At 63.8% G+C, this 24,488-nt stretch carries 21 protein-coding genes; 8 read left to right on the top strand and 13 right to left on the bottom strand.

Annotation, left to right across the window (positions count from 1 at the left end):
- The 4 genes from ACS7SF_RS01465 to ACS7SF_RS01450 form a co-directional block, all read right to left on the bottom strand.
- Positions 1–624, bottom strand: coding sequence for a TetR/AcrR family transcriptional regulator (locus ACS7SF_RS01465; protein WP_439891371.1), 624 nt, complete (start codon positions 622–624; stop codon positions 1–3).
- A gap of 223 nt (positions 625–847) precedes the next feature.
- Positions 848–2,335 carry an AdeC/AdeK/OprM family multidrug efflux complex outer membrane factor gene (gene adeC / locus ACS7SF_RS01460; RefSeq protein WP_439891370.1) on the bottom strand — a complete coding sequence of 496 codons (1,488 nt, stop codon included), beginning with the start codon at positions 2,333–2,335 and terminating at the stop codon, positions 848–850.
- Positions 2,336–2,346: 11 nt separating this feature from the next.
- The gene (locus ACS7SF_RS01455) at positions 2,347–5,499 is read right to left on the bottom strand and encodes an efflux RND transporter permease subunit (protein ID WP_439891369.1); all 3,153 of its coding nucleotides are present in this window, start codon (positions 5,497–5,499) and stop codon (positions 2,347–2,349) included.
- Positions 5,500–5,512: 13 nt separating this feature from the next.
- A complete protein-coding gene (locus ACS7SF_RS01450; RefSeq protein ID WP_439891368.1) occupies positions 5,513–6,706 on the bottom strand; it encodes an efflux RND transporter periplasmic adaptor subunit in 1,194 nt (397 codons plus the stop codon).
- A 456-nt stretch (positions 6,707–7,162) separates the two neighbouring features.
- Between ACS7SF_RS01450 and aceA the strand changes: the two genes are divergently transcribed.
- Positions 7,163–8,467, top strand: a complete 1,305-nt coding sequence (gene aceA, locus ACS7SF_RS01445; protein WP_439891367.1) for an isocitrate lyase — start codon at positions 7,163–7,165, stop codon at positions 8,465–8,467.
- A 109-nt stretch (positions 8,468–8,576) separates the two neighbouring features.
- On the opposite strand, the gene ACS7SF_RS01440 is transcribed toward aceA, so the two are convergent.
- From ACS7SF_RS01440 to ACS7SF_RS01410, 7 genes are all read right to left on the bottom strand, one after another.
- Complete coding sequence (locus ACS7SF_RS01440; protein WP_439891366.1) at positions 8,577–10,208, bottom strand: HAL/PAL/TAL family ammonia-lyase; 1,632 nt, start codon at positions 10,206–10,208, stop codon at positions 8,577–8,579.
- 91 nt (positions 10,209–10,299) lie between these two features.
- Complete coding sequence (locus ACS7SF_RS01435) at positions 10,300–11,001, bottom strand: GntR family transcriptional regulator (RefSeq protein ID WP_439891365.1); 702 nt, start codon at positions 10,999–11,001, stop codon at positions 10,300–10,302.
- A 77-nt stretch (positions 11,002–11,078) separates the two neighbouring features.
- Complete coding sequence (locus ACS7SF_RS01430) at positions 11,079–11,813, bottom strand: aspartate/glutamate racemase family protein (RefSeq protein ID WP_439891364.1); 735 nt, start codon at positions 11,811–11,813, stop codon at positions 11,079–11,081.
- A gap of 28 nt (positions 11,814–11,841) precedes the next feature.
- Entirely contained in the window at positions 11,842–13,332 is a 1,491-nt protein-coding gene (locus ACS7SF_RS01425; RefSeq protein WP_439891363.1) for an NCS1 family nucleobase:cation symporter-1, read from the bottom strand.
- Positions 13,333–13,531: 199 nt separating this feature from the next.
- Entirely contained in the window at positions 13,532–13,966 is a 435-nt protein-coding gene (locus tag ACS7SF_RS01420) for a universal stress protein (protein WP_439891362.1), read from the bottom strand.
- Positions 13,967–14,035: 69 nt separating this feature from the next.
- Positions 14,036–14,965: a LysR family transcriptional regulator gene (locus ACS7SF_RS01415; RefSeq protein WP_439891361.1), complete on the bottom strand. Its 930-nt coding sequence runs from the start codon at positions 14,963–14,965 to the stop codon at positions 14,036–14,038.
- Between the two features lie 7 nt (positions 14,966–14,972).
- Positions 14,973–15,740 carry a hypothetical protein gene (locus ACS7SF_RS01410; protein ID WP_439891360.1) on the bottom strand — a complete coding sequence of 256 codons (768 nt, stop codon included), beginning with the start codon at positions 15,738–15,740 and terminating at the stop codon, positions 14,973–14,975.
- 251 nt (positions 15,741–15,991) lie between these two features.
- On the opposite strand from ACS7SF_RS01410, the gene ACS7SF_RS01405 reads away from it, so the two are divergent.
- The 4 genes from ACS7SF_RS01405 (at position 15,992) to ACS7SF_RS01390 (ending at position 20,473) form a co-directional block, all read left to right on the top strand.
- Entirely contained in the window at positions 15,992–16,690 is a 699-nt protein-coding gene (locus tag ACS7SF_RS01405) for a haloacid dehalogenase type II (RefSeq protein WP_439891359.1), read from the top strand.
- Positions 16,691–16,759: 69 nt separating this feature from the next.
- A complete protein-coding gene (gene aceB / locus ACS7SF_RS01400) occupies positions 16,760–18,340 on the top strand; it encodes a malate synthase A (protein WP_439891358.1) in 1,581 nt (526 codons plus the stop codon).
- A 119-nt stretch (positions 18,341–18,459) separates the two neighbouring features.
- Positions 18,460–18,930, top strand: a complete 471-nt coding sequence (locus tag ACS7SF_RS01395; RefSeq protein ID WP_439891357.1) for an SRPBCC family protein — start codon at positions 18,460–18,462, stop codon at positions 18,928–18,930.
- An 85-nt stretch (positions 18,931–19,015) separates the two neighbouring features.
- Positions 19,016–20,473 (top strand): DHA2 family efflux MFS transporter permease subunit, encoded by a 1,458-nt coding sequence (locus ACS7SF_RS01390; RefSeq protein WP_439891356.1) that lies wholly within the window; start codon positions 19,016–19,018, stop codon positions 20,471–20,473.
- 44 nt (positions 20,474–20,517) lie between these two features.
- Here ACS7SF_RS01390 and ACS7SF_RS01385 read toward each other — a convergent pair whose 3' ends face one another.
- Positions 20,518–20,787, bottom strand: coding sequence for an acyl-CoA-binding protein (locus ACS7SF_RS01385; RefSeq protein ID WP_439891355.1), 270 nt, complete (start codon positions 20,785–20,787; stop codon positions 20,518–20,520).
- A 161-nt stretch (positions 20,788–20,948) separates the two neighbouring features.
- Here ACS7SF_RS01385 and tsaB point away from each other — a divergent pair, with 161 nt between their 5' ends.
- The 3 genes from tsaB to ACS7SF_RS01370 are packed head-to-tail and all read left to right on the top strand — an operon-like array spanning position 20,949 to position 23,007.
- Positions 20,949–21,686 carry a tRNA (adenosine(37)-N6)-threonylcarbamoyltransferase complex dimerization subunit type 1 TsaB gene (tsaB, locus tag ACS7SF_RS01380; RefSeq protein ID WP_439891354.1) on the top strand — a complete coding sequence of 246 codons (738 nt, stop codon included), beginning with the start codon at positions 20,949–20,951 and terminating at the stop codon, positions 21,684–21,686.
- Positions 21,683–22,210 (top strand): ribosomal protein S18-alanine N-acetyltransferase, encoded by a 528-nt coding sequence (gene rimI / locus ACS7SF_RS01375; protein ID WP_439891353.1) that lies wholly within the window; start codon positions 21,683–21,685, stop codon positions 22,208–22,210. The genes tsaB and rimI overlap by 4 nt, the downstream gene beginning before the upstream one ends.
- Positions 22,207–23,007: a uracil-DNA glycosylase gene (locus ACS7SF_RS01370; RefSeq protein WP_439891352.1), complete on the top strand. Its 801-nt coding sequence runs from the start codon at positions 22,207–22,209 to the stop codon at positions 23,005–23,007. Before rimI ends, ACS7SF_RS01370 begins: the two co-directional genes overlap by 4 nt.
- Positions 23,008–23,049: 42 nt before the next feature.
- Here the strand turns inward: ACS7SF_RS01370 and lplT are convergent, their stop codons facing one another.
- Positions 23,050–24,366: a lysophospholipid transporter LplT gene (gene lplT / locus ACS7SF_RS01365; protein WP_439891351.1), complete on the bottom strand. Its 1,317-nt coding sequence runs from the start codon at positions 24,364–24,366 to the stop codon at positions 23,050–23,052.
- Positions 24,367–24,488 lie beyond the last annotated feature (122 nt).

Here is a 24,488-nt window from a genome sequence, read left to right as displayed (position 1 = left end):
CTAGCCGCCAGTCGCCTCGGCTTGCGGCACGCCATACGCCGCCATGAATACCGCCACCGCGCGTTCGATGACTTCGGAGATCCGCGCGGGGCTGATCTCCACAGGCACGCCGAACAGGCATAGCTCGACGCATTCCGCCTCGTACAAGGCGTGCAGATGCGCGGCGGCGATCTCCGGGTTGCTGCGTTTGAGTTTGCCCGCTTCCATGGCGATGCCAAGAAACTCAGTCAACATGCCCCAGCCGATCTTGGGGCCGCGCTCGTAGAAGGTGCGTCCGAGATCGGAGCGTTCCCCCTCGCCAATGGCGAGGCGACGGATCGCCAGCACCGACGGCCGCAGGATGGCATTCAGGTAGTGCTCGCCAAACGCGGTCAGCGTCTCGACCATGGGGGCGGAGCGCTTCAACTGTGCGAAGGCGTCGCGGATCTCATTGGCGGCGGTGCCACTCATGATCTCCGCGAACATCTCTTCCTTTGAGCTGAAGTAGTTGTACAGCGTGGCTTTGGACGCGCCTGAGCGGGCGGCAATGTCCGACATCGAGGCCTGGTCGAACCCGACCTCCACGAACACGCGGAAAGCGGCGTCAATAATGGCTTGCCGCTTTTCTTCTGTCTTCTTGCGCATGCAGGACTTCCTGATCCGGCGCCGCACCAGCGCGGCGAAACGAGAGTGTATGCCATCGAAATACACCGCAATGGCGCAAGCGCCGTTCAATTGATGTGCCAACTGGCAGCAGCGCCGGTTTGCCGGAGACGTGGTTTTACGCAGCGCGCACGTGTGGCCACGTCCTGTTGCGCGGTGTCGTGAACACCGCGTTCGGAAAATACGCGGATGGCGGCCTCACCAATCAGGCGCCAGCGTCTACCGGCGTGTTGGCCGCACCGGTGTTTTCCACCCAGCCGCCACCGAGTGTCTTATAGAAGGTCGCCAGGTTGGTGAAGCGCGACAGGCGCGTACTGATCAGATTCTGCTGCGCCGTGTACAGCGAGCGCTGCGCGTCGAGCACGTTCAGGTAACTGTCCACACCGCGCTTGAAGCGTGCGGTGGCTAGCGTATAGCTGTCGGCCGTGGCATCGACGAGCGATTGCTGCGCTTCGAGCTGACGGCCCAGCGTGTTGCGTTGGGCCAGCGCGTCGGAGACTTCACGGAACGCCGTCTGGATGGCTTTCTCGTACTGCGCCACGGCAATGTCGCGGCTGGTTTTGGCGATGTCCAGATTGGCGCGGTTGGCGCCTCCGTCAAAGATCGGCAAGGAGATCTGCGGCCCGAAGCTCCATACGCCCGAGCCGCCCTTGAACAAGCCGGCCAGGCTGGCGCTCGATGTGCCGGCCGAGGCGGTGAGGCTGATGCTCGGGAAGAACGCTGCCCGTGCCGCGCCGATGTTGGCGTTGGCGGCCTTCAGGTCATGCTCGGCCTGGAGGATGTCGGGCCGCCGCTGGAGCAAGTCCGATGGCAGGCCGGGCGGAATGTTCGCCAGCACGTTGCTGTTTGCCACTGATGTGTCAGGCAGCGATTGGGGCAGCAACTCGGCAGGCAGATCGGCGCCCACCAGCAGCACCAGTGCATTGCGGTCTTGCGCGACCTGCGCGGTATAGCGCTCGACATCCACGCGCGCGCTGTCCACGCTGGTCTGCGACTGGCGCAGCGTCAGCTTCGATGCCGTGCCGAGTTCGTAGCTGCGCTGGTTCAGCCGATAGGTATCGCTCTGGCTGGCGAGTGTGTCCTGCGCGAGCCTGAGCAGGTCCTGGTCTGCGGCGAGGGTGAGGTACGCCGTGGCCACTTCGGCAATCAGGCTGATCTGGCTGCTGCGGCGCGCCTCGGCGGTGGAGAGGTACTGCTCCAGTGCCTGCGCGCTGAGGCTGCGCACCCGGCCGAACAGGTCGAGCTCATAGGCGCTGAAGCCGAGCGTGGCGCTGTAGCTGTGTGCCACCAGCGGTTGCCCGGTGCCGGAGAGGCCTGCGGGCGTGCGGCTGGCGTTTTCATTGCCGCTGGCCTTGATGGACGGGAACAGCGCGGCGTCTTGCACGCGATACTGCGCACGGGCCTTCTCGATGTTCAGCACGGCCACGCGCAAGTCGCGGTTGTTCTCCAGGGCCATGTCGATCACGCGTTGCAATGGCGGATCGGTAAAGACCTCATGCCAGCCGATGTCGGCAACGGGTGTGGCGGGAACCGGTGTGGCCGGCTCAGCGCTGGGTCGAGGCGCTGCGGTGGAGACTTCGGCAAAGGCCGCCGGCACCGGCGCGGCGGGCCGTTCGTAGGCGGGCATCAGCGTGCAGCCGGTCAACATGGCTGTCAGCGGGATCAGAGTCGAAGAAAACGGGAAGCGGATCATCTCGAAAATCCTCACGAAGCGGCGGCGTCTGCCGGTTGCGCGGTGGTTGCCTGCGTGCGCGGCGAGCGCTCGAACAGCCCACGCACCAACACGAAGAACAGCGGCACGAAGAAGATGGCGAGCACCGTGCCGGACACCATGCCGCCAATGACGGCTACGCCCAGCGCGTGCTGCGCGCCGGCACCCGCGCCCGTGCCCGTCACCATCGGCACGACGCCGAGGATGAACGCCAGCGAGGTCATCAGAATGGGGCGCAGGCGCATGCGCACGGCTGCCATGGCGGCCTCGACGAGGCTCTTGCCGTGTTCGTTGAGTTCCTTGGCAAACTCGACGATCAGGATGGCGTTCTTGCACGCCAGGCCAATGGTGGTGAGCAGGCCGACCTGGAAATACACGTCGTTCATCTTCCAGGTCAGGATGGCGCCCAGCAGCGCGCCGAACACGCCCAGCGGCACGACCATGATGACGGAGAAGGGGATCGCCCAACTCTCGTACAGCGCGGCAAGACACAGGAAGACGATGAGGATCGACAGCGTATAGAGCAGGGTGGTCTGACCGCTGGACGCCTTCTCCTGTAGCGACAGGCCCGTCCATGAATAGCCGATGCCGGCCGGCAGCTTGGCGACAGCGTCTTCCACAATGGCCAGCGCTTCGCCGCTGGATGCGCTGCCCGGCTTGGCCATCCCCAGGATTTCCATCGACGGCACGCCGTTGTAGCGCTCAAGGCGTGGCGAGCCGGAACTCCAGTCCACCTTGGCGAACGCGGTGAACGGCACCATGCTGCCGGCGGCATTGCGTACGTACCACGTGTCGATGTCGCCGGGGTTCATGCGGTACGGCGTGTCGGCCTGCAGCATGACTTTCTTGACGCGGCCCCGGTCAATGAAGTCGTTGACATAGCTGCTGCCCCAGGCAGTGGCGAGCGTGTTGTTGATGTCGGAAATGGACACGCCCAGCGTTTCGGCCTTGTGTGCGTCGATCTTCAACTGAAACTCGGGCGTGTCTTCCTGCCCGTTGGGCCGCACGGCCACCAGGCGTGGGTCTTTGGCGAGCATGCCGAGCAACTGGTTACGTGCCTGCATGAGCGCGTCATGGCCGAGGTTGGCGCGGTCCTGCAGCATCAGGTCAAAGCCCGTGGCGTTGCCAAGCTCCGCCACGGCTGGCGGCGCGAAGGCAAACACCCGCGCATCGCGAAGGGTGCCGAAAAAGCCGAAGGCCTTGGCCACCACGCCGGTCACGCTGAGCGCCTCGCCCTTGCGTTCATCCCACGGGCGCAGCTTGACGAAGGCGAAGCCCATGTTCTGGCCGCTGCCTGCAAAGCTGAAGCCCGCCACCGAGAACACGCCCGATACGGCCGCTTTCTGGTCGACCAGGAAGTGATGCTCGACCTGGCGCAACACCGCTTCCGTGCGCGCGTTGGTGGCGCCTGGCGGCAACTGGGCCAGCACGAACAGCGTGCCCTGATCCTCATCGGGCAGAAAACCCACGGGCAGCTTCATGAAGCCCACCACCACCAGCGCAAACAGCAGGCCATAGATGGCCATGTAGCGGCGCCCCTTGCCCAGCATGTGGCGCACGATGCCTTGGTACCGGTGGTTGCCCCGGTCGAAGGTCCGGTTGAACCAGCCGAAGAAGCCGGTAGTGGCCTGCGCATGGCCCTTGTGCACGGGCTTGAGCAAGGTCGCGCACAGCGCGGGTGTGAGCACGAGCGCCACCAGCACCGACAGCGTCATCGCCGAGACAATCGTGATCGAGAACTGCCGGTAGATCACGCCGGTCGAGCCCTTGAAGAACGCCATCGGCACAAACACCGCGGCCAGCACCAGCGCAACGCCCACCAGCGCACCGGTGATCTGCCCCATGGATTTGCGCGTGGCCTCCTTGGGCGAGAGGCCTTCTTCGCTCATCACGCGCTCGACGTTTTCCACCACTACGATGGCGTCATCCACCAGCAGGCCGATCGCCAGCACCATGGCAAACATGGTGAGCGTGTTGATGGTGAAGCCGCACGCGGCCAGCACGCCGAAGGTGCCGAGCAACACCACCGGCACCGCGATGGTGGGAATGAGCGTGGCCCGGAAATTTTGCAAGAACAGATACATCACTAGGAACACCAGCACGATGGCCTCCACCAGGGTGCGCACCACCTCTTCAATGGAGATGCGCACGAACGGCGTGGTGTCGTATGGCTTCTGTACCTTCATGCCGGGCGGGAAGAAGCGTTCCAGCTCGGCCACGCGGGCGTCGATGGCCTTGACGGTGTCGAGCGCATTGGCGCCGGTGGCCAGCTTGATGGCCAGGCCGGCCGCTGGCTTGCCGTTGTAGCGGCCTACGGTGTTGTAGTTCTCGCTGCCGAGCTCGATGCGGGCCACGTCGCGCAGACGCACCTGCGAGCCATCGGTCTGCGTGCGCAGCAGGATGTTGCCGAACTCCTCGGCGGTTTTCAGGCGCGTTTGCGAGGTGATGGTCGCGTTGATCTGCTGCCCAGCGGCGGCCGGCATCGCGCCCAGCTGGCCGGCCGATACCTGTGCGTTCTGCGCCTGGATGGCGGTCTTCACATCCAGTGGCGTCAGGCTGAAGTTGGAGAGCTTGTTCGGGTCCAGCCAGATGCGCATGGCGTACTGCGAGCCGAACAGCGTGGTATCGCCAACACCCTCTACGCGGCTGATGGCATCCTGCACATTGGCCGCCACGTAGTCGGACAGGTCGGAGCCGTTCATGCTGCCGTCTTCCGAGGTGAACGCGAGCACGTTCAAGAAGTTGGTGGCGGACTTGGCAACCTGAACGCCTTGTTGCTGCACCTCTTGTGGCAGCAAAGGCGTGGCCAGCGCGAGCTTGTTCTGCACCTGCACTTGCGCGGTGTCCGGGTCCGTGCCGTTTTCAAACGTCAGCGTAATGGTGACGCTGCCAGAAGACTCGCTGGTGGACGCCATGTAGCTCAGGTGGTCCAGCCCCTTCATCTTCTGTTCGATGATCTGGGTGACGGTGTCTTCCAGCGTCTTGGCCGATGCGCCGGGGTACGTGGCCGTGATGGCGACGGCCGGCGGCGCGATGCTCGGATACTGCGCGATCGGCAGCGTGGCAATGGACAGCGCGCCGGCCAGCATCACGATGATGGCCAGGACCCACGCAAAGATGGGACGGTCGATAAAGAAGCGTGCCATGGTCGGATCCCGGTCAGTTGGCGGCCACGGTCGCCGGTTTGGTGGGCGACGGCGCGGGCGTCTTTGTCGTCCACGGCGTGGTTTTGACCTCGGCGCCCGGCACAGCGCGCGGCAAGCCATCAACGACGAGCTGATCGCCCACGCGCAGGCCGGTGCGCACGAGCCATTGGTCGCCAATAGTGCGATCCGTTTCGAGCGTGCGGCGCTGCAGCTTGTGGTCTGCGCCCACCACGTAGGCGAATGGCTTGCCGGTGCTGTCGCGCGCCACGGCCTGCTGCGGCACGAGCACGGCTTCGTCCTTCACGCCTTCCGCCAGCACGGCACGCACATACATGCCGGGCAGCAGCACGGCATTCGGATTGGGAAACACCGCGCGCAGCGTGACGGAGCCGGTGTTCTGATCCACCGTCACATCCGAGAACTCCAGCTTGCCTTCCAGCGGATAGGCGGTGCCATCTTCCAATTGCAGCCGCACGATGGCGGCATTCGCCCCAGCTTTCTGCAGGTCGCCGCGCGCCATGGCTTGCTTGAGACGGAGCAATGCAGCACTGGGCTGGGTGACGTCCACATAGATCGGATCGAGCTGCTGGATCGTCGCCAGGGCGGTGCTCTGGTTGGCGGTGACCAAGGCGCCCGGCGTCACGCTCGATTTGCCGATGCGGCCAGAGATCGGGGCATCGACGCGGGCATAGGCGAGGTTGATGCGGCTCGTTTCCACGTTGGCGCGGGCGGAGGCCACATCGGCTTCTCCCTGGCCCAGGGCGGCGGCGGCATCGTCATAATCCTGCTGGCTGACTGCCTGGATGGCGACCAGCTCCTTGTAGCGCTCAGCTTTCAGGCGGGTTGTCTTGAGGTTGGCCTGTGCCTTGGCCAAGGCGGCGACGTTGCTGTCGTAGGTGGCCTGGTAGGTGGCGGGGTCAATCTGATAGAGCGGCTCGCCTGCTTTGACGTCACTGCCTTCGCGAAACTTGCGTGCCTTGATGATGCCGTTGACCTGCGGCCGCACATCGGCAATCAGGAACGGAACCGTACGACCGGGCAACTCGGTATCGAGGGCCACGCGCTGCGATTGCACCGTCATGACACCCATCACTGGCGTACCTTCGGCCGGCGGCGGGCCACCTGGCGGCTTGCCGCAGGCAGCAAGCAGGACGGCCGCAGCCAGCGCGGCAAGAAGGGGCGGCACAGCAGGCGAGAGGGAGCGCATGGTAGTTTCCTTGGCAGGGGCGAATTGCAGCAATAAACTGAACTGAACGGTTCAGTATCGTATTTTCACAAATTCGCCGCGTCAAGAAAACTGAACTTGCTGGTTTTGAAATGATGTGTTGTGCCGCCTGGAATGCGGCTTCGGCATGGTCGAGAGGCAGCACTCGATTTTTCATAATGCGGAAGGCCGTCTTGGTCCGCAAAAATTGCCCGCCGCACAGCACCATCACACTCTTTCATGATGGGGAAATAGTTTCCATATTATGGAAAATTGCATGCAAGTATTTGAAAAATAAGAAATAAAAATTTCCGACTTGGGCGAGGTTCCCCCTGTTGCGCCGCATCTGCCATTTCTAAACTCTTATATAAGACATATGACTTGCGTCGCTTGCCGGTCCAAAGCGACGACGGAGTTACCCGGTTTCTATTGAGTGATGCGATCGAGCAGGAGATTGAAATGACACGCGAACAGCAAGTGGCGGCACTGCAGAAGGATTGGGACACGAACCCGCGTTGGAAGGGCATCAAGCGTGGCTACACCGCAGAAGACGTGGTGCGCCTGCGCGGCTCGCTGCAGATCGAGCACACGTTGGCCAAACGTGGTGCCGAGAAGCTGTGGGACCTCATCAACAATGAGCCCTTCGTCAACGCACTCGGCGCGCTGACGGGCAATCAGGCCATGCAGCAGGTCAAGGCGGGTCTGAAGGCGATCTACCTGTCGGGTTGGCAAGTCGCTGGCGATGCCAACAGCAATGGCGAGATGTACCCGGACCAGTCGCTGTACTCGGTGGACTCGGTGCCCAAGGTCGTCAAGAAGATCAACAACACGTTCGCCCGCGCTGACCAGATCCAATGGTCGGAAGGCAAGGACGACATCGACTTCTTCGCCCCGATTGTGGCGGATGCGGAAGCCGGTTTCGGCGGCGTGCTGAATGCGTTTGAACTGATGAAGGCCATGATCGAAGCGGGCGCTGCGGGCGTGCACTTCGAAGACCAGCTGGCGGCCGTGAAGAAGTGCGGGCACATGGGCGGCAAGGTGCTGGTGCCGACGCGCGAAGCCGTGAGCAAGCTGGTGGCCGCACGTCTTGCTGCCGACGTGCTGGGTGTGCCGACCGTGCTGATAGCCCGTACCGACGCGGAAGCCGCTGACCTGTTGACCGCTGATGTGGACGCGAACGACCAGCCGTTCTGCACCGGTGAGCGCACCGTGGAAGGCTTCTACCGCACGAAGCCGGGCCTGGAGCAAGCCATTTCGCGCGGCCTGGCCTACGCCGAGTACGCGGACCTTGTGTGGTGCGAAACCGGCAAGCCGGATCTCGAATACGCCAAGAAGTTTGCCCAAGCCATCCACGCCAAGTTCCCGGGCAAGATGCTCGCGTACAACTGCTCGCCATCGTTCAACTGGAAGAAGAATCTGGACGATGTGACGATCGCCCGGTTCCAGAAGGAACTCGGTGCGATGGGCTACAAGTTCCAGTTCATCACGCTGGCGGGGTTCCATGCGCTGAACTACTCGATGTTCAACCTGGCTTACGGTTATGCCCGCAACCAGATGAGCGCGTTCGTCGAGTTGCAGGAGGCGGAGTTCAAGGCGGCCGAGCGTGGTTTCACGGCGGTGAAGCACCAGCGCGAAGTCGGCACGGGCTACTTCGATGCCGTCACGCAAACCATCGAGCGCGAGGCGTCCACCACCGCGCTCAAGGGCTCGACGGAAGACGAACAGTTCTTCGAAGAAAAGGCGCAAGCCCAAAAGGCGGCTTGAGGTTACCGACGCATCGGGTATCCAAGACCACCTGAGCCGGCGTACTGACCACACGCCGGCCCCTCGAACCGCGTCCCGTGAGTGGCGCGGTTTTTTTATGAACGCGTGATTACTGGATGTTCTGCAAGACCAGTTTGGCCGCGCGGAAGTCGTCGGTCAGTGCGCGGTCCTGGTCGATGAACGGGGCGCGGGCGCGCAACGCGTCGTACAGTGTTTGCGTCGCGGGCGAGAGCGCGAAGCCCGGCGTTTTGCGACGGCGCAAGTCGATGGCTTGCGCAGCCTGCACGGTTTCAATGGCAAGCAACGCGTACGTGTTGTCGATCTGCTTGCGCACGCGTTGCACGGCGGCCGGCGCATTGGTGGCGACGTCTTCGATATTGCCGGCCATGGGCAGATAGTCGAGCGACACGGGCTGCGCGAGTGCCCTGATTTCCATGGCGAGCGCCGTCGCGGGCTTCTCGATTTCGGCGAGGGCTTGCACGGCGGTTTCGGTGCCGAGGAAGCGCGGCAGGCCGGTGAACTTCGTGTCGTTGAGCTTCACCACACGTTGCGCAACCATCAGCCCGTGCTGTGCAAGCGCGATGCCCATCCCTTCAAACGCCAGCACCCAGGGCAGGGGTTCAAAGTTGGCCGACGGCAAAACCGCGCCGCCGTCCAGATACCCCTGCGATTCCTGCGCGCGATTGGATTTCGGCCGCACGCCCAATGCCACACCGGGGTTGTCGTCCGAGCTGTTGAGCTGCACGTCGATCAACGCGCGCGATGTGGCTGCGGCACGGTCAAGCTCGCCGAGCAGGTAGACGGTAGTGCGATAGCTGAGCGGATCCTGCAGCGGCCGCGCTGCGTCATGCGCCCACAAGCTGGAGCCGTCGAGCAGGCGACGCAAGTCCGCGCCGGCACGCACGGTCTGCGGGAAAGGACGCAGCGCCAGCGTATCTTCCAGGAACGGCGACACATTGCCGTTGAGCGCCTGCAAGCTCAGCGCGTAGACCTGCTTGGCCACGCGATTGAGGTGGTCCATCTCGTGCAACGCCAATGCAGCCATGCCGGCGCTGTAGGCGTTCGAACTCAGGATCGACAGGCCGTCCTTGCCGAACGGTTGGATGGGCCGGATGCCGGCGGCTTTGAGCGCCTGCGCAGCCGGCTGCTTGCGACCGCCATAGTAGACATCGCCTTCGCCCATCAGGCCGATGCCGATATGGGCGAGCAGGGTGATATCGGCCTCGCCCACGGAGCCCGCTGCTGGCATGGCGGGGGTAACACCCGCATTGAGCGCGGCAGCGTAGGCCTCGACCACGCTGGGCTGCACGCCCGAGCCGCCCGCCAGCATGCCGTTCAGGCGTGCCGCCATGGCGGCGCGTGTGTCTTCTACCGAGGCATCCAGCCCGGTGCCCATGCCGTGCGAGCGCAACAGGCCAATGTTGAAGCGCCGCGAGGCGTCGATCACGGCGGGCGTGAGTTGGCCGCTGGCGTCAACCATCTCGCGGTCTTTGTTTTCGCCCACGCCGACGGTCAGGCCGTAGATTTGTTGCCCTTGGCGGGCGGCATCCAGCAGCAGCTTGTGCGACTGAGCAACGCGTTCACGTGCAGCCGAGGTGATACGGACCGGCTCGCCGTGCGCGATGCGTGCGATGGCTTCCGGCGTGACGTTGCGGCCGTCGAGTTCCACATCGGCGTTGGCGCTCAGCGGGCAGGATGCGGCAATCGACAGCGCCAGGGCTGTGATCGTGCGGGCTTGCATGGTGTCTCCTCCAGGGTGTGTTGGGGGACACATTGTTGGCAAAGCCGCTTAGGAAATGGGTGCCGTTTTGTGGCACTAGCAGGTGCGCGATTCAGGCGCGCTTGAAGATCGATTCGAGATCCAGCGCCGAGGGTGGCGTTGCACTCAGGTCGAGCGAATGCTCGATGTGCTCCAGGTGTTCGCGCATCAGGCTGTGTGCGCGTGCGGCATCGCCCGTGGCAATGGCTTCGGTGAGCGTGTCGTGCTCGTGCTCCGGGCAGGCCGGCAAACCGGGGCGGTCATAGAGCGTGATGATCAGGCACGTGCGCGAGACGGCCTCGCGCGTGAGACGCTCCAGCATGTGGTTGCCGGCCATCTCGGCGATCAGCACGTGGTATTCGCCGGAGAGGCGGATGGTGGCAGCGCGATCGCCGTGTTCGCGTGCGGCGTGCTCGGCAGCGATGTGTTCGCGCAGGCGTTTTGCCTGGGCGGGCGTACACGCGCGCGCCAGCATGGCGGCCAGTTCGGGTTCGATGATGCGGCGGGTCTGGAAGACGTCGCGCGCCTCTTTCACAGAGGGCTGCGCGACGAAGGCGCCTTTGTTTGGCACCAGCGTCACAAGTTGCTCATGTGCCAATCGCGCCAGCACCTGGCGGATGCGCGGCCGGCCGGCGCCAGTGGCTTCGCACAAACGCTCTTCGACCAGCTTGGTGCCGGCGGGCAAGCGGTGTTCCATGATGGCCGTCAGCAGGCCTTGGTAGATCGGCTCGGCAGCGGGTTGGCTGTCGGCGGGTTCCCGTACGGATGCGGGCATGGCGAATGAGCGTGCAGAAGAAAAGCGGGATGGTGCATGGTAGCAAATGCCGAATGTACGCACCCCGCCTGGCTGCACTACGCCAGCGCAAACGGCGCCAGCATCCCCGTGTAGGGTTTGGGCAGCGGCTTGGCCCAATCGCCGCGCTTGCTGGTCGACAGGCGCATGCCGACCAGCGCCTCGACGAGCTTCACCGCCGCGACCACGCCGTCGATGACGGGCACGCCAAGCTCGGCGCTCAGGTCTTCGCACAGGTCGGCCATGCCGGCGCAGCCGAGCACGATGCAGTCGCTGCGGTCTTGTGCCAGTGCATCGCGGCAGGCTCGCAGGATGATGTTGCGCGCGTCCGAGCCGGGTTTCTCCAGGTCCAGCACGGGCAGGTCGCTGGCGTGCACGTTGCGGCAGGCATGGCGCATGCCGTAGCGCTCGGCCAGGTGCCACGCCATGCCGCAGGTGCGCTCCAGCGTGGTGACGACGCTGAAGCTGTTGCCGATCAGGCTGGCCATATGCATGGCGGCCTCCGCAATGCCGATGACGGGGCCGTGCGCCAGTTCACGTGCGGCGTAGAGGCCTGGGTCGCCAAAGCACGCGATGACGTAGGCGTCGGCACCATCGCGCTCGCCATGGCGGATTTCTTCCAGGATGCCGGGCACAGAGAGCGCCTCGTCATAGTGGCTCTCGATGGAGGCGGGGCCCATGCTCGGGCTGACTGCACGGATGCGTGTGCCCGGTGCGGCCGCAGCCTGGGCGCAGCGGCCGATGAGCGCTGTCATGCTGGCCGTCGTGTTGGGGTTGATGATGCGAATGTCCATGGGTGGATGCGTGGCGTTGGTGCGTGAATTAACGAGGGAAGTCACCCTGCTTACGGCTCAGTACGGTGTAGAGCACCAGCGCGATGCCCACGCCGATGAACCAGCTGTAGTTGGCCAGCACGTGCAGCCGTTCAAAGACCACGCACGCCATTGGGATCAGCGCGGACGGGATCATCGTCCAGACGGCCGCCGGGTTGTAGCCGTTGCGGAACCAGTAGCGGCCCGTGGGGCGCATCGAATAGAGGTCGTCCACATCCACGTGTTTGCGGCGCACGAAGTAGTAGTCCGCAATCAGGATGCCGAACAGCGGGCCGATGAAGGCGCCCAGCACGTCGATCGTGTAATGGATCACCTCCGGGTTGTTGTAGAGGTTCCAGGGCGTGATGAAGATCGACGCCACCGCAGCGATCATGCCGCCCGTGCGCCAGCTGATGTGCTGCGGCGCGACGTTGGAGAAGTCGAACGCCGGCGACACAAAGTTGGCGACGATGTTGATGCCGATGGTGGCGATCATGAACGTCAGCGCGCCGATCACGACGGCCGTGACGTGGTCGATGCGCGCCACGATGGCCACCGGGTCGGAGATCAATTCACCAAACACCGGCAGCGTCGCCGACGTGGTGATGACGGTCAGCAGCGCAAAGCCGAGGAAGTTGACGGGCAAGCCCCAGAAGTTGCCGCGCTTGACTGAGGTGAAATCCTTGCCGTAGCGGGAGAAATCCCCAAAGTTGAGCATCGGGCCGGAGAAGTACGACACCACCAGCGCGATCCCGCCGAGGATCACCGGCACCGCATCCCAGCCTTCGTACTTGAGAAAGGAGAGGGTCAGGTTGATGTTCTGCCAACCCGCCTTGTGCACCAGCCATGCGGCCAGGGCGATCATCACCACATACACCGCCGGGCCGGCCCAGTCGATGAACTTGCGGATCGATTCCATGCCGTGCCAGAACACAAATGCTTGCAGCACCCACAGCAGCATGAACGCCGCCCACCCGAGCGTGGACAGGCCGACAAAGCCGTGTTGCGTGACATCCGCATACGGCGCGAGCTGCGGCATGAACTTCAGCGCCAGCACCAGAAAGGCGCTCGACGCCAGGTACGTCTGGATGCCATACCACGCCACCGCAATCAGCCCGCGGATGATGGCCGGAATATTGGCGCCCAACACCCCGAACGACGCCCGGCAGATCACCGGATATGGGGTGCCGGTAGCCTTACTCGGCCGGGCAACGAGGTTGCAGAAGAACTGCACGATCACGATGCCGACCAGCAGCGCAAACAACACCTGCAGGCTCGAGAGCCCCAGCGAAAACAGGCTCGCGGCGGTCAGATAGCCACCCACGCTGTGCACATCCGACATCCAGAACGCGAAGATGTTGTAGCTGCCCCAGGTTTGCTTGCGTAGCGGGGCGAGGTCTTCATTGGTGAGCCGCGGGTCGTACTGCGGCTTGAGGATGACGTTGGGGTGCGAATCAGGCGGATGTCCCGCCGATGCCGCTGTCGCGGTGGTCGTGGTCATGCTGTCTCCTTTGGTCTTGTGCCGGTTTCAAACCGTGCGGTCATTGTGCGCAAATATGTACACATGAATATTTTGTTTTGTGTACAAAGTTGTATGCATCGACTAGCCAAGAGTCAAGGACAAAAAGAAAGCCGCCTCGAAAGGGCGGCTGTGTAGGTGACGCGGGCGTGGCCAGAGGCGGCCAGAGGGGGACGTGGAGTTAGCGATACACGATTACCGGAATCTCGGTGTGGGTCAGCACCTTCTGCGTTTCGCTGCCGAGCAGCAATCCGGCGAGCCCCCGCCGGCCGTGCGACGCCATGAAGATCACGTCGCAGCCATGGCGCTCGGCCGCGTCGATGATGCCCATGTACGGCACGGCAAAGCAACTCATGTCGGTGTCGCAATCGATGCCGGCGCTGCGGGCGGCCTCTTCAACGTCCTTGAGCACCACGCGCGCCTGCGCCTCCACGCGTTCCTTAAAGGCCTGCGGCGTCTCCACGACGATCTCGGAGAAGGGCGTGTACGGGTACTCCTCCAGACACGTATAGGCCGTCAGGCGGGCGCCGAGCGTCTTGGCAAAGTCGAGCGCGCCTGCCACCGCCTTGCGCGACAGTTCAGAACCATCGGTCGGGATGAGGATGTGCTGGAACATACGGCCTCCAAGGGGTGCGTTGTCTTGATTGTAGGCCGCACGCCATGCCTCACCCACCCGGGGTGATGGCTAATCCATTCCGATGAGGGCATCGGCGCGGCGCCAGTACGCCGGATTGCCGTACGTGTTCTTCAGGAAATCAATGAACAGCCGCACGCGCAACGGCAAGTGCTTGCGCTGTGGAAACACGGCGTGGATGCCGATCGGCGGTGCCTCAAAGGCATCGAGCACCGTCACCAGCTTGCCGGTGGCGATGTCGTGCCCGACCTCCCACCACGAGCGCCATGCCAGGCCATGGCCTTGCAGGCACCACTCGCGCAGCACTGCGCCGTCCGTGCATTCCATCGTGCCCGATACCTTTACGGTGACGGCCTTGCCGCCTTGCTGGAATGCCCAGCCGCGCTGCACGTTGGCGCTGGCGCCGAAGGCCAGGCAGTTGTGGCTGGCGAGATGCTCCACCTGCGTGGGAATGCCGTGGCGTTCCAGATAGCCGGGTGCCGCCACCACTACGCGGCGGTTCTCCCACAGGCGGATCGACACCAGGCTGGAGTCGGGCAGATCCCCCAGGCGGATCGCACAGTCGAACCCTTCGTTGACGAGGTCGACCACGCGATCCCCCAGGTCCAGCGTCATGGACACATCCGGGTGCGTTTCGATAAAGTCCGGCACCATCGGCGCGACATGGCGGCGGCCAAAACCGGCTGGGGCCGTTACGCGCAGGTGGCCGCTGGCCTTCACACCGCCAGCCGAAACGCTGGCCTCAGCGTTGTGCAGGTCATTGAGAATGCGCTGGCAATCTTCCAGGAACGCCGAGCCCTCGAACGTGAGGGTGATGCGCCGCGTGGTGCGAACCAGGAGCTTCACACCCAGGCGCTCTTCCAGCGCATCAATGCGGCGACCGATGATGGCCGGCGCCACGCCTTCTGCGGTGGCGGCGGCAGACAGACTTCCGCGCGTGGCCACGGAGACAAAGGTTTCGAGTTGCTTGAATTGAGCCATGCTGGTGTCAGTGCGACTGGGCGGGAAGCTCCCGCGATATCGGTGTCTTGCGCGATGTCTTGCGCCAGCGCCACCGCGCGAAGCCGATCTCCACCGCAGCCAGGGCGAGCCAGAAGAGGCAATGCAGCCCGACGCCACGATAGAGCGACACAAAAAACACGTGCATCCGCTGGGCTAGCACACGCACGACAAATTCACCGTCTGCCAATGTTGCGAGCGACTGGCTCAGCGCAATACGCGTGGTCTGCGCATCGATGTGGGCCAGTTTTTGTAGCTGGTGCGCCAGCACGTCCTTGACGGTTTCGCGGAAAGCGTGCGCACCCAGCACAACAGCGCCAGCGGCAGCCAGTTCGCGCAACGAGCCGTTGGTCAGCGCGCCCGGCGTTTGCGCTGCGCCGTCGATGGCGGCGTCCACCACACGTTCGATGGAAACGGTCAACAACTGCGGGTGCTGCTCAAACAGTGTCTGCAGTTGAGGCTGCGCGGTGCCCAGTGCTTGCTGCGTAAAAGACCGGATGGCCGGGCGCGCCGCTTGCAGATGGCCCGTTAGCGTGTTTTCCACGCACAGCACCAGCGCGGCCTGCATCGCAAAAAGCGCGAGCACCGCGGGCAGGTAGGCGAAATACAGCCGCGCCGCCCAACGTCCGACGCGCGTTTGACGACGCAGCAGCCCGGCGCGGTGCAACAACCATGCTGCCAAGACGCCGAACGCCAGCCCGGCGACCAAGGCGAGCACGCCATACAGCGCAAGGCGTGCAACCGGGATGAACTGCACGATTGACCAAAATTGTGTCCACAACGACATGGGAGGGAATGTATCGGAAAGCGCGGATAGTGACGAATATAAAGGTTATCACTCGTCATTCATTGGGTAAAAGTTAAAGATCAAGTGACCATTGCCGTCTTTGTGCAGCGCGTCAGCTTTTCTAGAATGAGCCTCGTTGCGAAGGTCGGAGAGGCGTTCTGCTGGGTGGAACACACCGGGCGAGTCGGGCGCACGATCTTCGGGTCCGTGGAGCTGGCTCAATGTCTTCGATTCGCGCGGTGGTCTTCGATGCCTATGGCACGTTGTTCGACGTGTACTCCGTGGCTGCGCGCGCCGAGCAATTGTTTGCGGGCAAGGGTGAGGCACTGTCGGTGCTCTGGCGCGACAAGCAGATCGACTACACGCGCATCCGCTCGCTGGCCGGGCCCTCGGGCGAGCATTACAAGCCGTTCTGGGACATCACCGTTGATGCGCTGCGCTATGCGGCGGCCCGCCTGGGCGTTGAGCTGTCCGCCCACGACGAGGCCACGCTGATGCGCGAATATGCGTGCCTGTCGGCGTTTCCCGAAAACGTGCCGGTGCTGCGTCGCCTGCGCGAGATGGGGTTGCCCCTGGCCATCCTCTCCAACGGCAACCCGCAGATGCTCGACATTGCCGTGAAGAGCGCGGGCATGTCGGGGCTGTTCGACCACGTGCTCTCTGTCGATGCGGTCAAGCTGTACAAGACCGCGCCGCAAGCCTATGCGCTAGCGCCACACGCCTTTGGCGTGCCGGCGGAACAGATTCTGTTTGTGTCGTCCAACGGCTGGGATGCCTGCGGCGCGACGTGGTACGGCTTCACAACGTTCTGGATCAATCGCCTGGGGCATCCGCCCGAGGCGCTCGACGTGGCGCCCACGGCGGTCGGCCACGACATGCGGGACCTGCTTCAGTTTGTACAGGCAAGGCAATTGACTTAATCGGCCCAACCATAGGACCGAAGTCAGAAAAAAACGCGTTCAACCCTCACACATCCTCTGGAGAACACCATGGCGCTCACGCTGCCCCAAGGCATGGAGATCAAGGCCGAGATCCTGCCGGCCTACGAAGACATTCTGACCCCCGAAGCACTGGCACTGGTCGCCAAGCTGCACCGTGCCTTCCAGCCGCGTCGCAAGGAGCTGCTGGCTGCCCGCGTTGAGCGTGCCAAGCGCCTGGACGCCGGCGAGCGCCCGGACTTCCTGGCCGAGACGAAGGCCATCCGCGAAGGTGACTGGAAGGTCGCGCCGATCCCGCCCGCGCTGCACTGCCGCCGCGTGGAAATCACCGGCCCGGTCGATGCCAAGATGGTCATCAACGCGTTCAACTCGGGCGCGGACAGCTACATGACGGACTTCGAAGATTCGAATTCGCCGAGCTGGCACAACCAGATCCAGGGGCAGGTCAACCTGAAGGCCGCCATCCGCCGCACGCTCACGCTCGAGCAGAACGGCAAGACCTACAAGCTGAACGAAAAGATCGCCACGCTGCAGGTGCGTCCGCGCGGTTGGCATCTGGATGAGAAGCACGTGCTGATCGACGGCGAACGTGTGTCGGGCGGCATCTTCGACTTCGCGCTCTTCCTGTTCCACAACGCTAAGGAACAAATCGCGCGCGGCGCCGGCCCGTTCTTCTACCTGCCGAAGATGGAAAGCCATCTGGAAGCGCGCCTGTGGAACGACATCTTCGTGATGGCCCAGAACGAGATTGGCCTGCCGCAAGGCACGATCAAGGCCACCGTGCTGATCGAAACCATCCTCGCCGCGTTCGAGATGGAAGAAATCCTGTACGAACTGCGTGAGCACAGCGCTGGCCTGAACGCCGGCCGCTGGGACTACATCTTCTCGTGCATCAAGAAGTTCAAGGTCGACAAGAACTTCTGCCTGGCCGACCGCGCCAAGGTGACGATGACCTCGCCGTTCATGCGCGCCTATGCGCTGCTGCTGCTCAAGACCTGCCACAAGCGCGGCGCGCCCGCCATCGGCGGCATGAGCGCACTGATTCCGATCAAGAACGATCCGGAGAAGAACGCCATCGCCATGGCCGGCATCATCGGCGACAAGAAGCGCGACGCGACCGACGGCTACGACGGCGGCTGGGTGGCGCACCCGGGTCTGGTCGAACCGGCGATGAAGGAATTCGTGGCCGTGCTGGGCGACAAGCTGAACCAGTTCGAAAAGCAACGCCCGGACGTGGAAGTGACGGCCGCCCAACTGCTGGACTTCCAGCCGGAAACGCCGATCACGGAACACGGCCTGCGCATGAACATCAACGTCGGTATCCACTACCTGGGTGCCTGGCTGGCCGGCAACGGTTGCGTGCCGATCCACAACCTGATGGAAGATGCCGCTACGGCCGAGATTTCGCGCTCGCAAGTGTGGCAGTGGATCCGCTCGCCCAAGGGCAAGCTGGAAGACGGCACGAAGGTCACGGCCGACCTGGTGCGCAAGCTGATCCCGGAAGAATTGGCCAAGGTGAAGGAGACGGGCGCGGTGGGCCACTTTGACCGCGCAGCAGTGATCTTCGAACAGATGTCGACGTCGGAAGACTTTGCGGAATTCCTCACGTTGCCGCTCTACGAAGAGATCTGAAGCTAAGCGACGCCTGAGTCGCAGAGAGAACGCCGGCTGGGGCAACCCGCCGGCGTTTTTCATTTGGCGCAAGGTCGCCCGTGCCGCGCGATAATGGCGGGAAATCTTTGGAGGCCGCTTTGCGCTTTGAACACCTGGTGGAAGTCAATGATCCACTGAACCCCCTGATCGACACGCTGACCCTCAACCAGATCTGGCAAGGTCTGGTGCTGCGCGTGCGTGAACAGACCGAATTTGTCGAAAGCCTGGACGAATGCAATATCACCGCGGAAGGCGACGGCTGGGTCGAACGCGAACTGGTCTTCGGCAAGGCCCGCATCCAAGACCGCGTGACGCTGGAGCCGCACAAGCGCGTCACCTACACCACGGCCGCCACGGGCGAACACGCCGGCGGCTCGCTCACCATGACGATCGAGACGAACGACGCCAACAGCACGTTCATCCGCTTCGTCTACGACACTACGCTGCCCGCTGCCGATGAAACCGGCGACACGCGGTATTCCGAGATCGTGAAATCCGCTTACCGCGAATCCGACATCGACACCGTGCGCCGTATCCGCGAGATTGCCGCCACCGGCCGCCTCGGCTGACGTATTTCGCCCGGTGCTGGAGGAGGCGCCGGCCGGGTTTGTTGTGCCTGCCTTTGGTCGTCTCAAACATCACTACAACGAGACCATGACGACATTCACGCCCACCCTGGAGGCCCTGCGCGCCCGTTACGGCGAGCGCTTCAAGTGGCTCGTGCTGTTCACGCTGATGGTGGGCGCGGTGTCGTCCGTCATCTCGGCCACCATCGTCAATGTGGCGATTCCCGATCTGAGCCGGCATTTCGTGCTCGGGCAGGAGCGGGCGCAGTGGGTGTCGGCCAGCTTCATGGTGGCGATGACGCTGTCGATGTTGCTGACGCCGTGGCTGCTGTTGCGCTTCGGGCTGCGGCGCACGTTCATCGGCGCGTTGCTGCTGCTTGGTGCGGGTGGGTTGGCGGGTGGGCTGTCGCCCAACTACGAGGTGATGATCGCCATGCGGGTGGTGGAGGGCATCGCTGCCGGCATCATGCAGCCGCTGCCGAATATCCTGATCCTGCGCGTGTTTCCTGAAAAGGAGCAGGGCAAGGCCTTCGGCCTGTTCGGCTTTGGCGTCGTGCTGGCGCCGGCCGTGGGCCCGAGCGTGGGCGGCTTCCTGGTGGAGCTGTTCGGCTGGCGCTCAATCTTCTTCGTGGTGATGCCGTTTACGCTGATCGGCTGGGCGATGGCGCGACGCTTCATGGCGATCAATTCGTCGATGGCCGGCGAGCCCAAGCCGCTCGATTGGCGCGGCCTGCTGTTGATCGGTGGGGCGACGGTCACGCTGCTCAACGGGTTGGTCGCGCTGCATAGCGATGCTGCGCATGGCATCGTGCTGATGCTGATCTCGGCCGTGTGTCTGGCGGGCTTCGTGTTCTGGCAGCGGCGCGTGGAATCGCCCTTGCTGAATCTGCGACTCTTCAGCTACCGGCAATTTGCGATGGGGGCGGTGGTCGCCTTCATCTACGGGGCAGGGCTGTACGGCTCGACGTATCTGGTGCCGGTGTATATGCAGGTGGCGCTGGCCTATGCGCCGTCGCGTGCGGGGCTGGTGCTGTTGCCGGCAGGGCTGGTGCTGGCCGTGACGATCGTGCTGGCCGGGCGGCTCACCAATCGTATCGAGCCATTCCGGCTGGTGTCGTTCGGGCTGGCGGCGCTGGCGCTGTCGTTTTTCCTGATGGCAACCAATACGCGTGCGACGAGCTATCTGCTGTTGATCGCCATTGCGATCATCGGCCGGATTGGTCTGGGTTTCGTGCTGCCATCGCTCAGCCTGGGCGCCATGCGCGGTGTCGATTTCACGTTGATTGCGCAGGGCTCCAGCGCCGTCAACTTCCTGCGCCAGCTGGGTGGGGCGATCGGCGTGTCGGCCACGGGGATTTTCCTGCAATGGCGACTGGCGACACGCGGCATCGAGACGGTGCATGGCGCGGCGGTGGACCCCGAGGCACGCATCCTGGCATTCGACGAGACGTTCATCTTTCTCGGCACGTTGTGCGCGCTCGCGGTGGTGGCAGCGTGGCGCATGCGTCGGCGCGAGGTGCCGTCCGCCATTCCAGCCGCGCAGTAAAAAACCGGGCGCGGGGCCCGGTTCTTTCACTGGCGATTCGACGATCAGGTCGTCGCGCCGCTCTTCAGTTCTTCGACGAGGTCGATGTATTTCTGCTTGGCCTCGTCTTGCGAAGTGCCTTTCAGGCCTTCCCACGCTTCAAACTTGTAGCGGCCGACGATGTCGGTAAAGCCCGGTTTTTCGCCGTGCGCATCGCCTTCGGCGCCTTGCTTGTACAGCGCGTACAGACGCAGCAGCGTCATATTGGCAGGGCGTTCGGAGAGGCCCTTGACGTCGATTTGGGCTTGGTCGAAACGGGCTTGCAGGTCGCTCATGATGGTTCCCGGCTGAAAACAAAGGTCCGGCGATGATAGCGCCGGGGTCGCGCGGCCGTGCCGTTTGAATTCGAGGATGGCTTCGGTTTTCCGCTTGGTTTCGGGGTGAGCGGGTGCCGGTTGGGGCGTTCAGCCGCCACACCAGCCGGTACAATGCCGCCATGCCTTGGATTCTCGCTTTCGATACCTCCACCGAGTTCTGTTCCGTCGCCCTTGGTGACGGCACGCGCACGCTCTTCCGCCATGAACATACCGGCCCGCGCTCAAGCAGCCGCGTGCTCCCCACAGCCGCTGAGTTGCTGGCCGAGGCGGGCATTGCCCTGGCCGATTGTGCCGCGATTGCCTTTGGTGCCGGCCCCGGCTCGTTCACCGGCCTACGCACTGCGTGCGGAGTGGCGCAGGGTTTGGCGTTTGGCGCCGACCTGCCGATCGTGCAGGTCAATTCGCTGGTCGCCTGCGCCGAGCAGACGCGTGCAATGCTCCCCATCGGTACAGCGGTGACCGTCGCGCTCGATGCCCGCATGGACGAGTGCTACTGGGCCAGCTTTATCCCCGTCGATGCCGCGCAGGATGCTTCTGGCTGGCACGCGTTGTCCGCCATTCAGGTGAGTGGGCCGCAGAGCGTGGCAGCGCCGCCGCAGCCGTATTGGCTGGCCGGCAACGCTGCTGCGGTGTTCGGTGACCAACTGAGCATTGCGACCGGCGCGGCCGCCGTGCTGCCTGAAATTGCGCCGCACGCCCGCGAGATCGTGACCATCGGTCTACGCCTGCTGGCTGCGGGGCACACGGTGCGCCCGGAAGACGCAGCGCCGCTGTATGTGCGCGACAAGGTGGCGCTCACCATTGAAGAGCGCCAGGCCGTGCAGCAAGCCAAGGCCGCTGCAGGTGCGCAGCCATGAGCCTGATCGACAGCGCGCTCGCCAGCGTCATCATGCAGACACCGCTGCCGGCCGGCTGGCGCGCGGAGCGTATGACCGCACTGGACGTGGCTGGTGTCGCCGCTGTGGAGCAGACGGCCTTTACGTTTCCGTGGTCGCGCGGCAACTTTGAGGATTCGCTCAAGTCGGGCCACCTCGGCATCGTGTTGCGCGATGGCGGGAACGAGGTCGCGGGCTACCTGATCCTGATGCCCGTGGTCGATGAGATGCACCTGCTGAACGTGACCGTCGCGCCCACGTGGCAACGGCAAGGTCTGGGCCGTTGGCTGCTGCGTCTGGCGGTGGCGCTCACGCTGGTGCACGGCTTCGGAAGCTTGCTGCTCGAGGTGCGGCCGTCCAATACCGGCGCGATTGCGCTGTATCGCCGTGTCGGGTTTGCCGAGATCGGCCGGCGCAAACGCTATTACCCGGCCGAGAACAACACACGGGAGGATGCTGTCGTCATGCGCATCGCCTGTGAAGCCAGTGGGGTGGAAGCCGCATGAACCGACGATCCCGCATGCTGGAAGCGCTGGGCGTTTCCACCGAATGGACATTGCGAGGCGCCGAGCCGGCTGCGCTGGAAACCGTTGAGGTTGCCGTGGCCGAACCACCGGTTGCGGTGGAGGTTGAGGCGGCCGCTGCCGTCGTTGCAGCGGAGCCTGTCATTGCGCAAGTCGAAGCGCTCGTGGCAGAGGCTCCGTCTGATACGGCTATCCCCCGTGCCCAGCGCATCGCTGCGTTCGACTGGGCGGAACTCGAAGCTGCCGTTTCCAACTGCACGTCCTGCAAGCTGTGCGAGCGCCGCACGAACACCGTCTTTGGCGTGGGCGATCGGCAGGCGGAGTGGATGCTGATTGGCGAAGCTCCTGGCGAGAACGAGGACAAGCAAGGCGAACCCTTTGTCGGTCAGGCTGGCAAGCTGCTCGACAGCATGCTGCGTGCCGTCGGCCTGTCGCGCGAGAAAGGCGTGTTCATCGCCAACGTGCTCAAGTGCCGGCCACCGGGTAACCGTGACCCAGAGCCGGACGAGGCGGCGATGTGCGACCCATATCTCAAGCGTCAGATTGCGCTGGTCAAGCCGCGCATCATCGTCGTGCTGGGCCGTATTGCTGCGCAAAACCTGCTGCAGACGCAGACGCCCGTGAGCAAATTGCGCGGCAAGGTGCACGAGGTGGAAGGCGTGCCGGTGGTGGTGACGTATCACCCGGCGTATCTGCTGCGGACGCTTACCGACAAGGCCCGCGCGTGGGAAGACCTCTGCCTGGCGCGCAAGGTGTACGCGGAGCGCGGCGGCCAGTAAGCTGCATTCGCCTGAAGGGGCGGCTGCCGCTGCCGCAGTGGATCAGTGGTGCTTGTCTTCGCCGATGAGTGCGGCGGTGTGGAACACGCGTTCGTTCCGGCGATGGCGTTGCATGACCAGCGCCATCGTGATGCACACGAAGATGCCGAACGAGACGATCACCACACCCACCGACACATTCAGCTTGATGAGCAGTGCGTACAGGCACAGCATCAGCAGCACCGAAACGTTCTCATTGAAGTTCTGCACGGCGATGGAGTGACCGGCCGAGAGCAGCACGTGCCCGCGGTGCTGCAGCAGCGCATTCATTGGCACGACGAAGAAGCCCGACATGGCGCCCACCACCATCAGGAACAGGTAGGCGATCAGCATGTACAGCGGCAGTTTCATCTCGCCGATGTGGAAGGTGACTTCAGGAATCGTGTGCTTGGTGTAGAACGCCATCAGCATGACCACCACGCCCATCGCCACGCCCACGGGCAGCACGTCGAGCGAGCGGCGCAGCGGAATCTTCACGGCGGCGGCCATGGCGCCGGCAGCCACGCCGACGGCCACCACGGCCTGCAGGATGGCGCCTTGTGACAGGTTCAGCTCCAGCGATTGCTCGGCCCACTTCAGCACGATGAATTGCAGCGTGGCGCCTGCACCCCAGAACAGCGTCGTCACGGCCAGGGAAATCTGGCCCAGCTTGTCGCGCCACAGGGCGTTGAAGCAGTCGGCAAATTCTGCAATGAGACGTACCGGGTTTTTTTCCTGCTGCGGATACCGCGCACCGGTATCGGGAATGCGCATGTTGAACAGCGACGCGATCAGGTAGATCGCCATGATCACCAGCATGGCTGCTTCGGCTGGCGTGTCGATGCGCTCCAGCCCGGGAATGTCGAATGACAGCAGCCACGTCAACACATGCTTGGAGATCAGTGCACCGCCCAGCACGGTGCCGAGGATGATGGAGCCGACGGTGAGCCCTTCGATCCAGCCATTGGCGGCAACGAGTTTTTCTGGGGGGAGGAGTTCAGTCAGGATGCCGTACTTGGCCGGCGAATACGCCGCGGCGCCAAAGCCGACCACGCCGTACGCCAGCAGCGGGTGCAGGCCAGTCAGCATGACGCCGCAGCCCAGCAGCTTGATGGCATTGGTGATGAGCATCACCTTGCCCTTGGGGCGGGAATCGGCAAACGCACCCACGAAGGCAGCAAGCAAAACATAAGACAGCACGAAGAACAGCTTGAGCAGCGGCGTCATCCACTGCGGGGCGTGCATCTCTGTGAGAAGGGCGATGGCGGCGATCAGCAGCGCATTGTCGGCGAGCGACGAGAAAAACTGCGCCGCCATGATGGTGTAAAAGCCCTTCTTCATACCTTCGAATTCGTCCCCGTAGACCGCGGTGCCATTTCTGTCTTCGCGACGTGTCGGCAGCGAGCCGGCATTCGGAAGCTTCCCCCTGGGGTAGCCGGCCATGCAGCGCATCGGCTGACCGA

This window comes from Ralstonia sp. 25C (assembly GCF_051904805.1).
In the GTDB taxonomy this organism is placed as follows: domain Bacteria; phylum Pseudomonadota; class Gammaproteobacteria; order Burkholderiales; family Burkholderiaceae; genus Ralstonia.
This window is presented reverse-complemented; position numbering and strand designations above follow the sequence as displayed.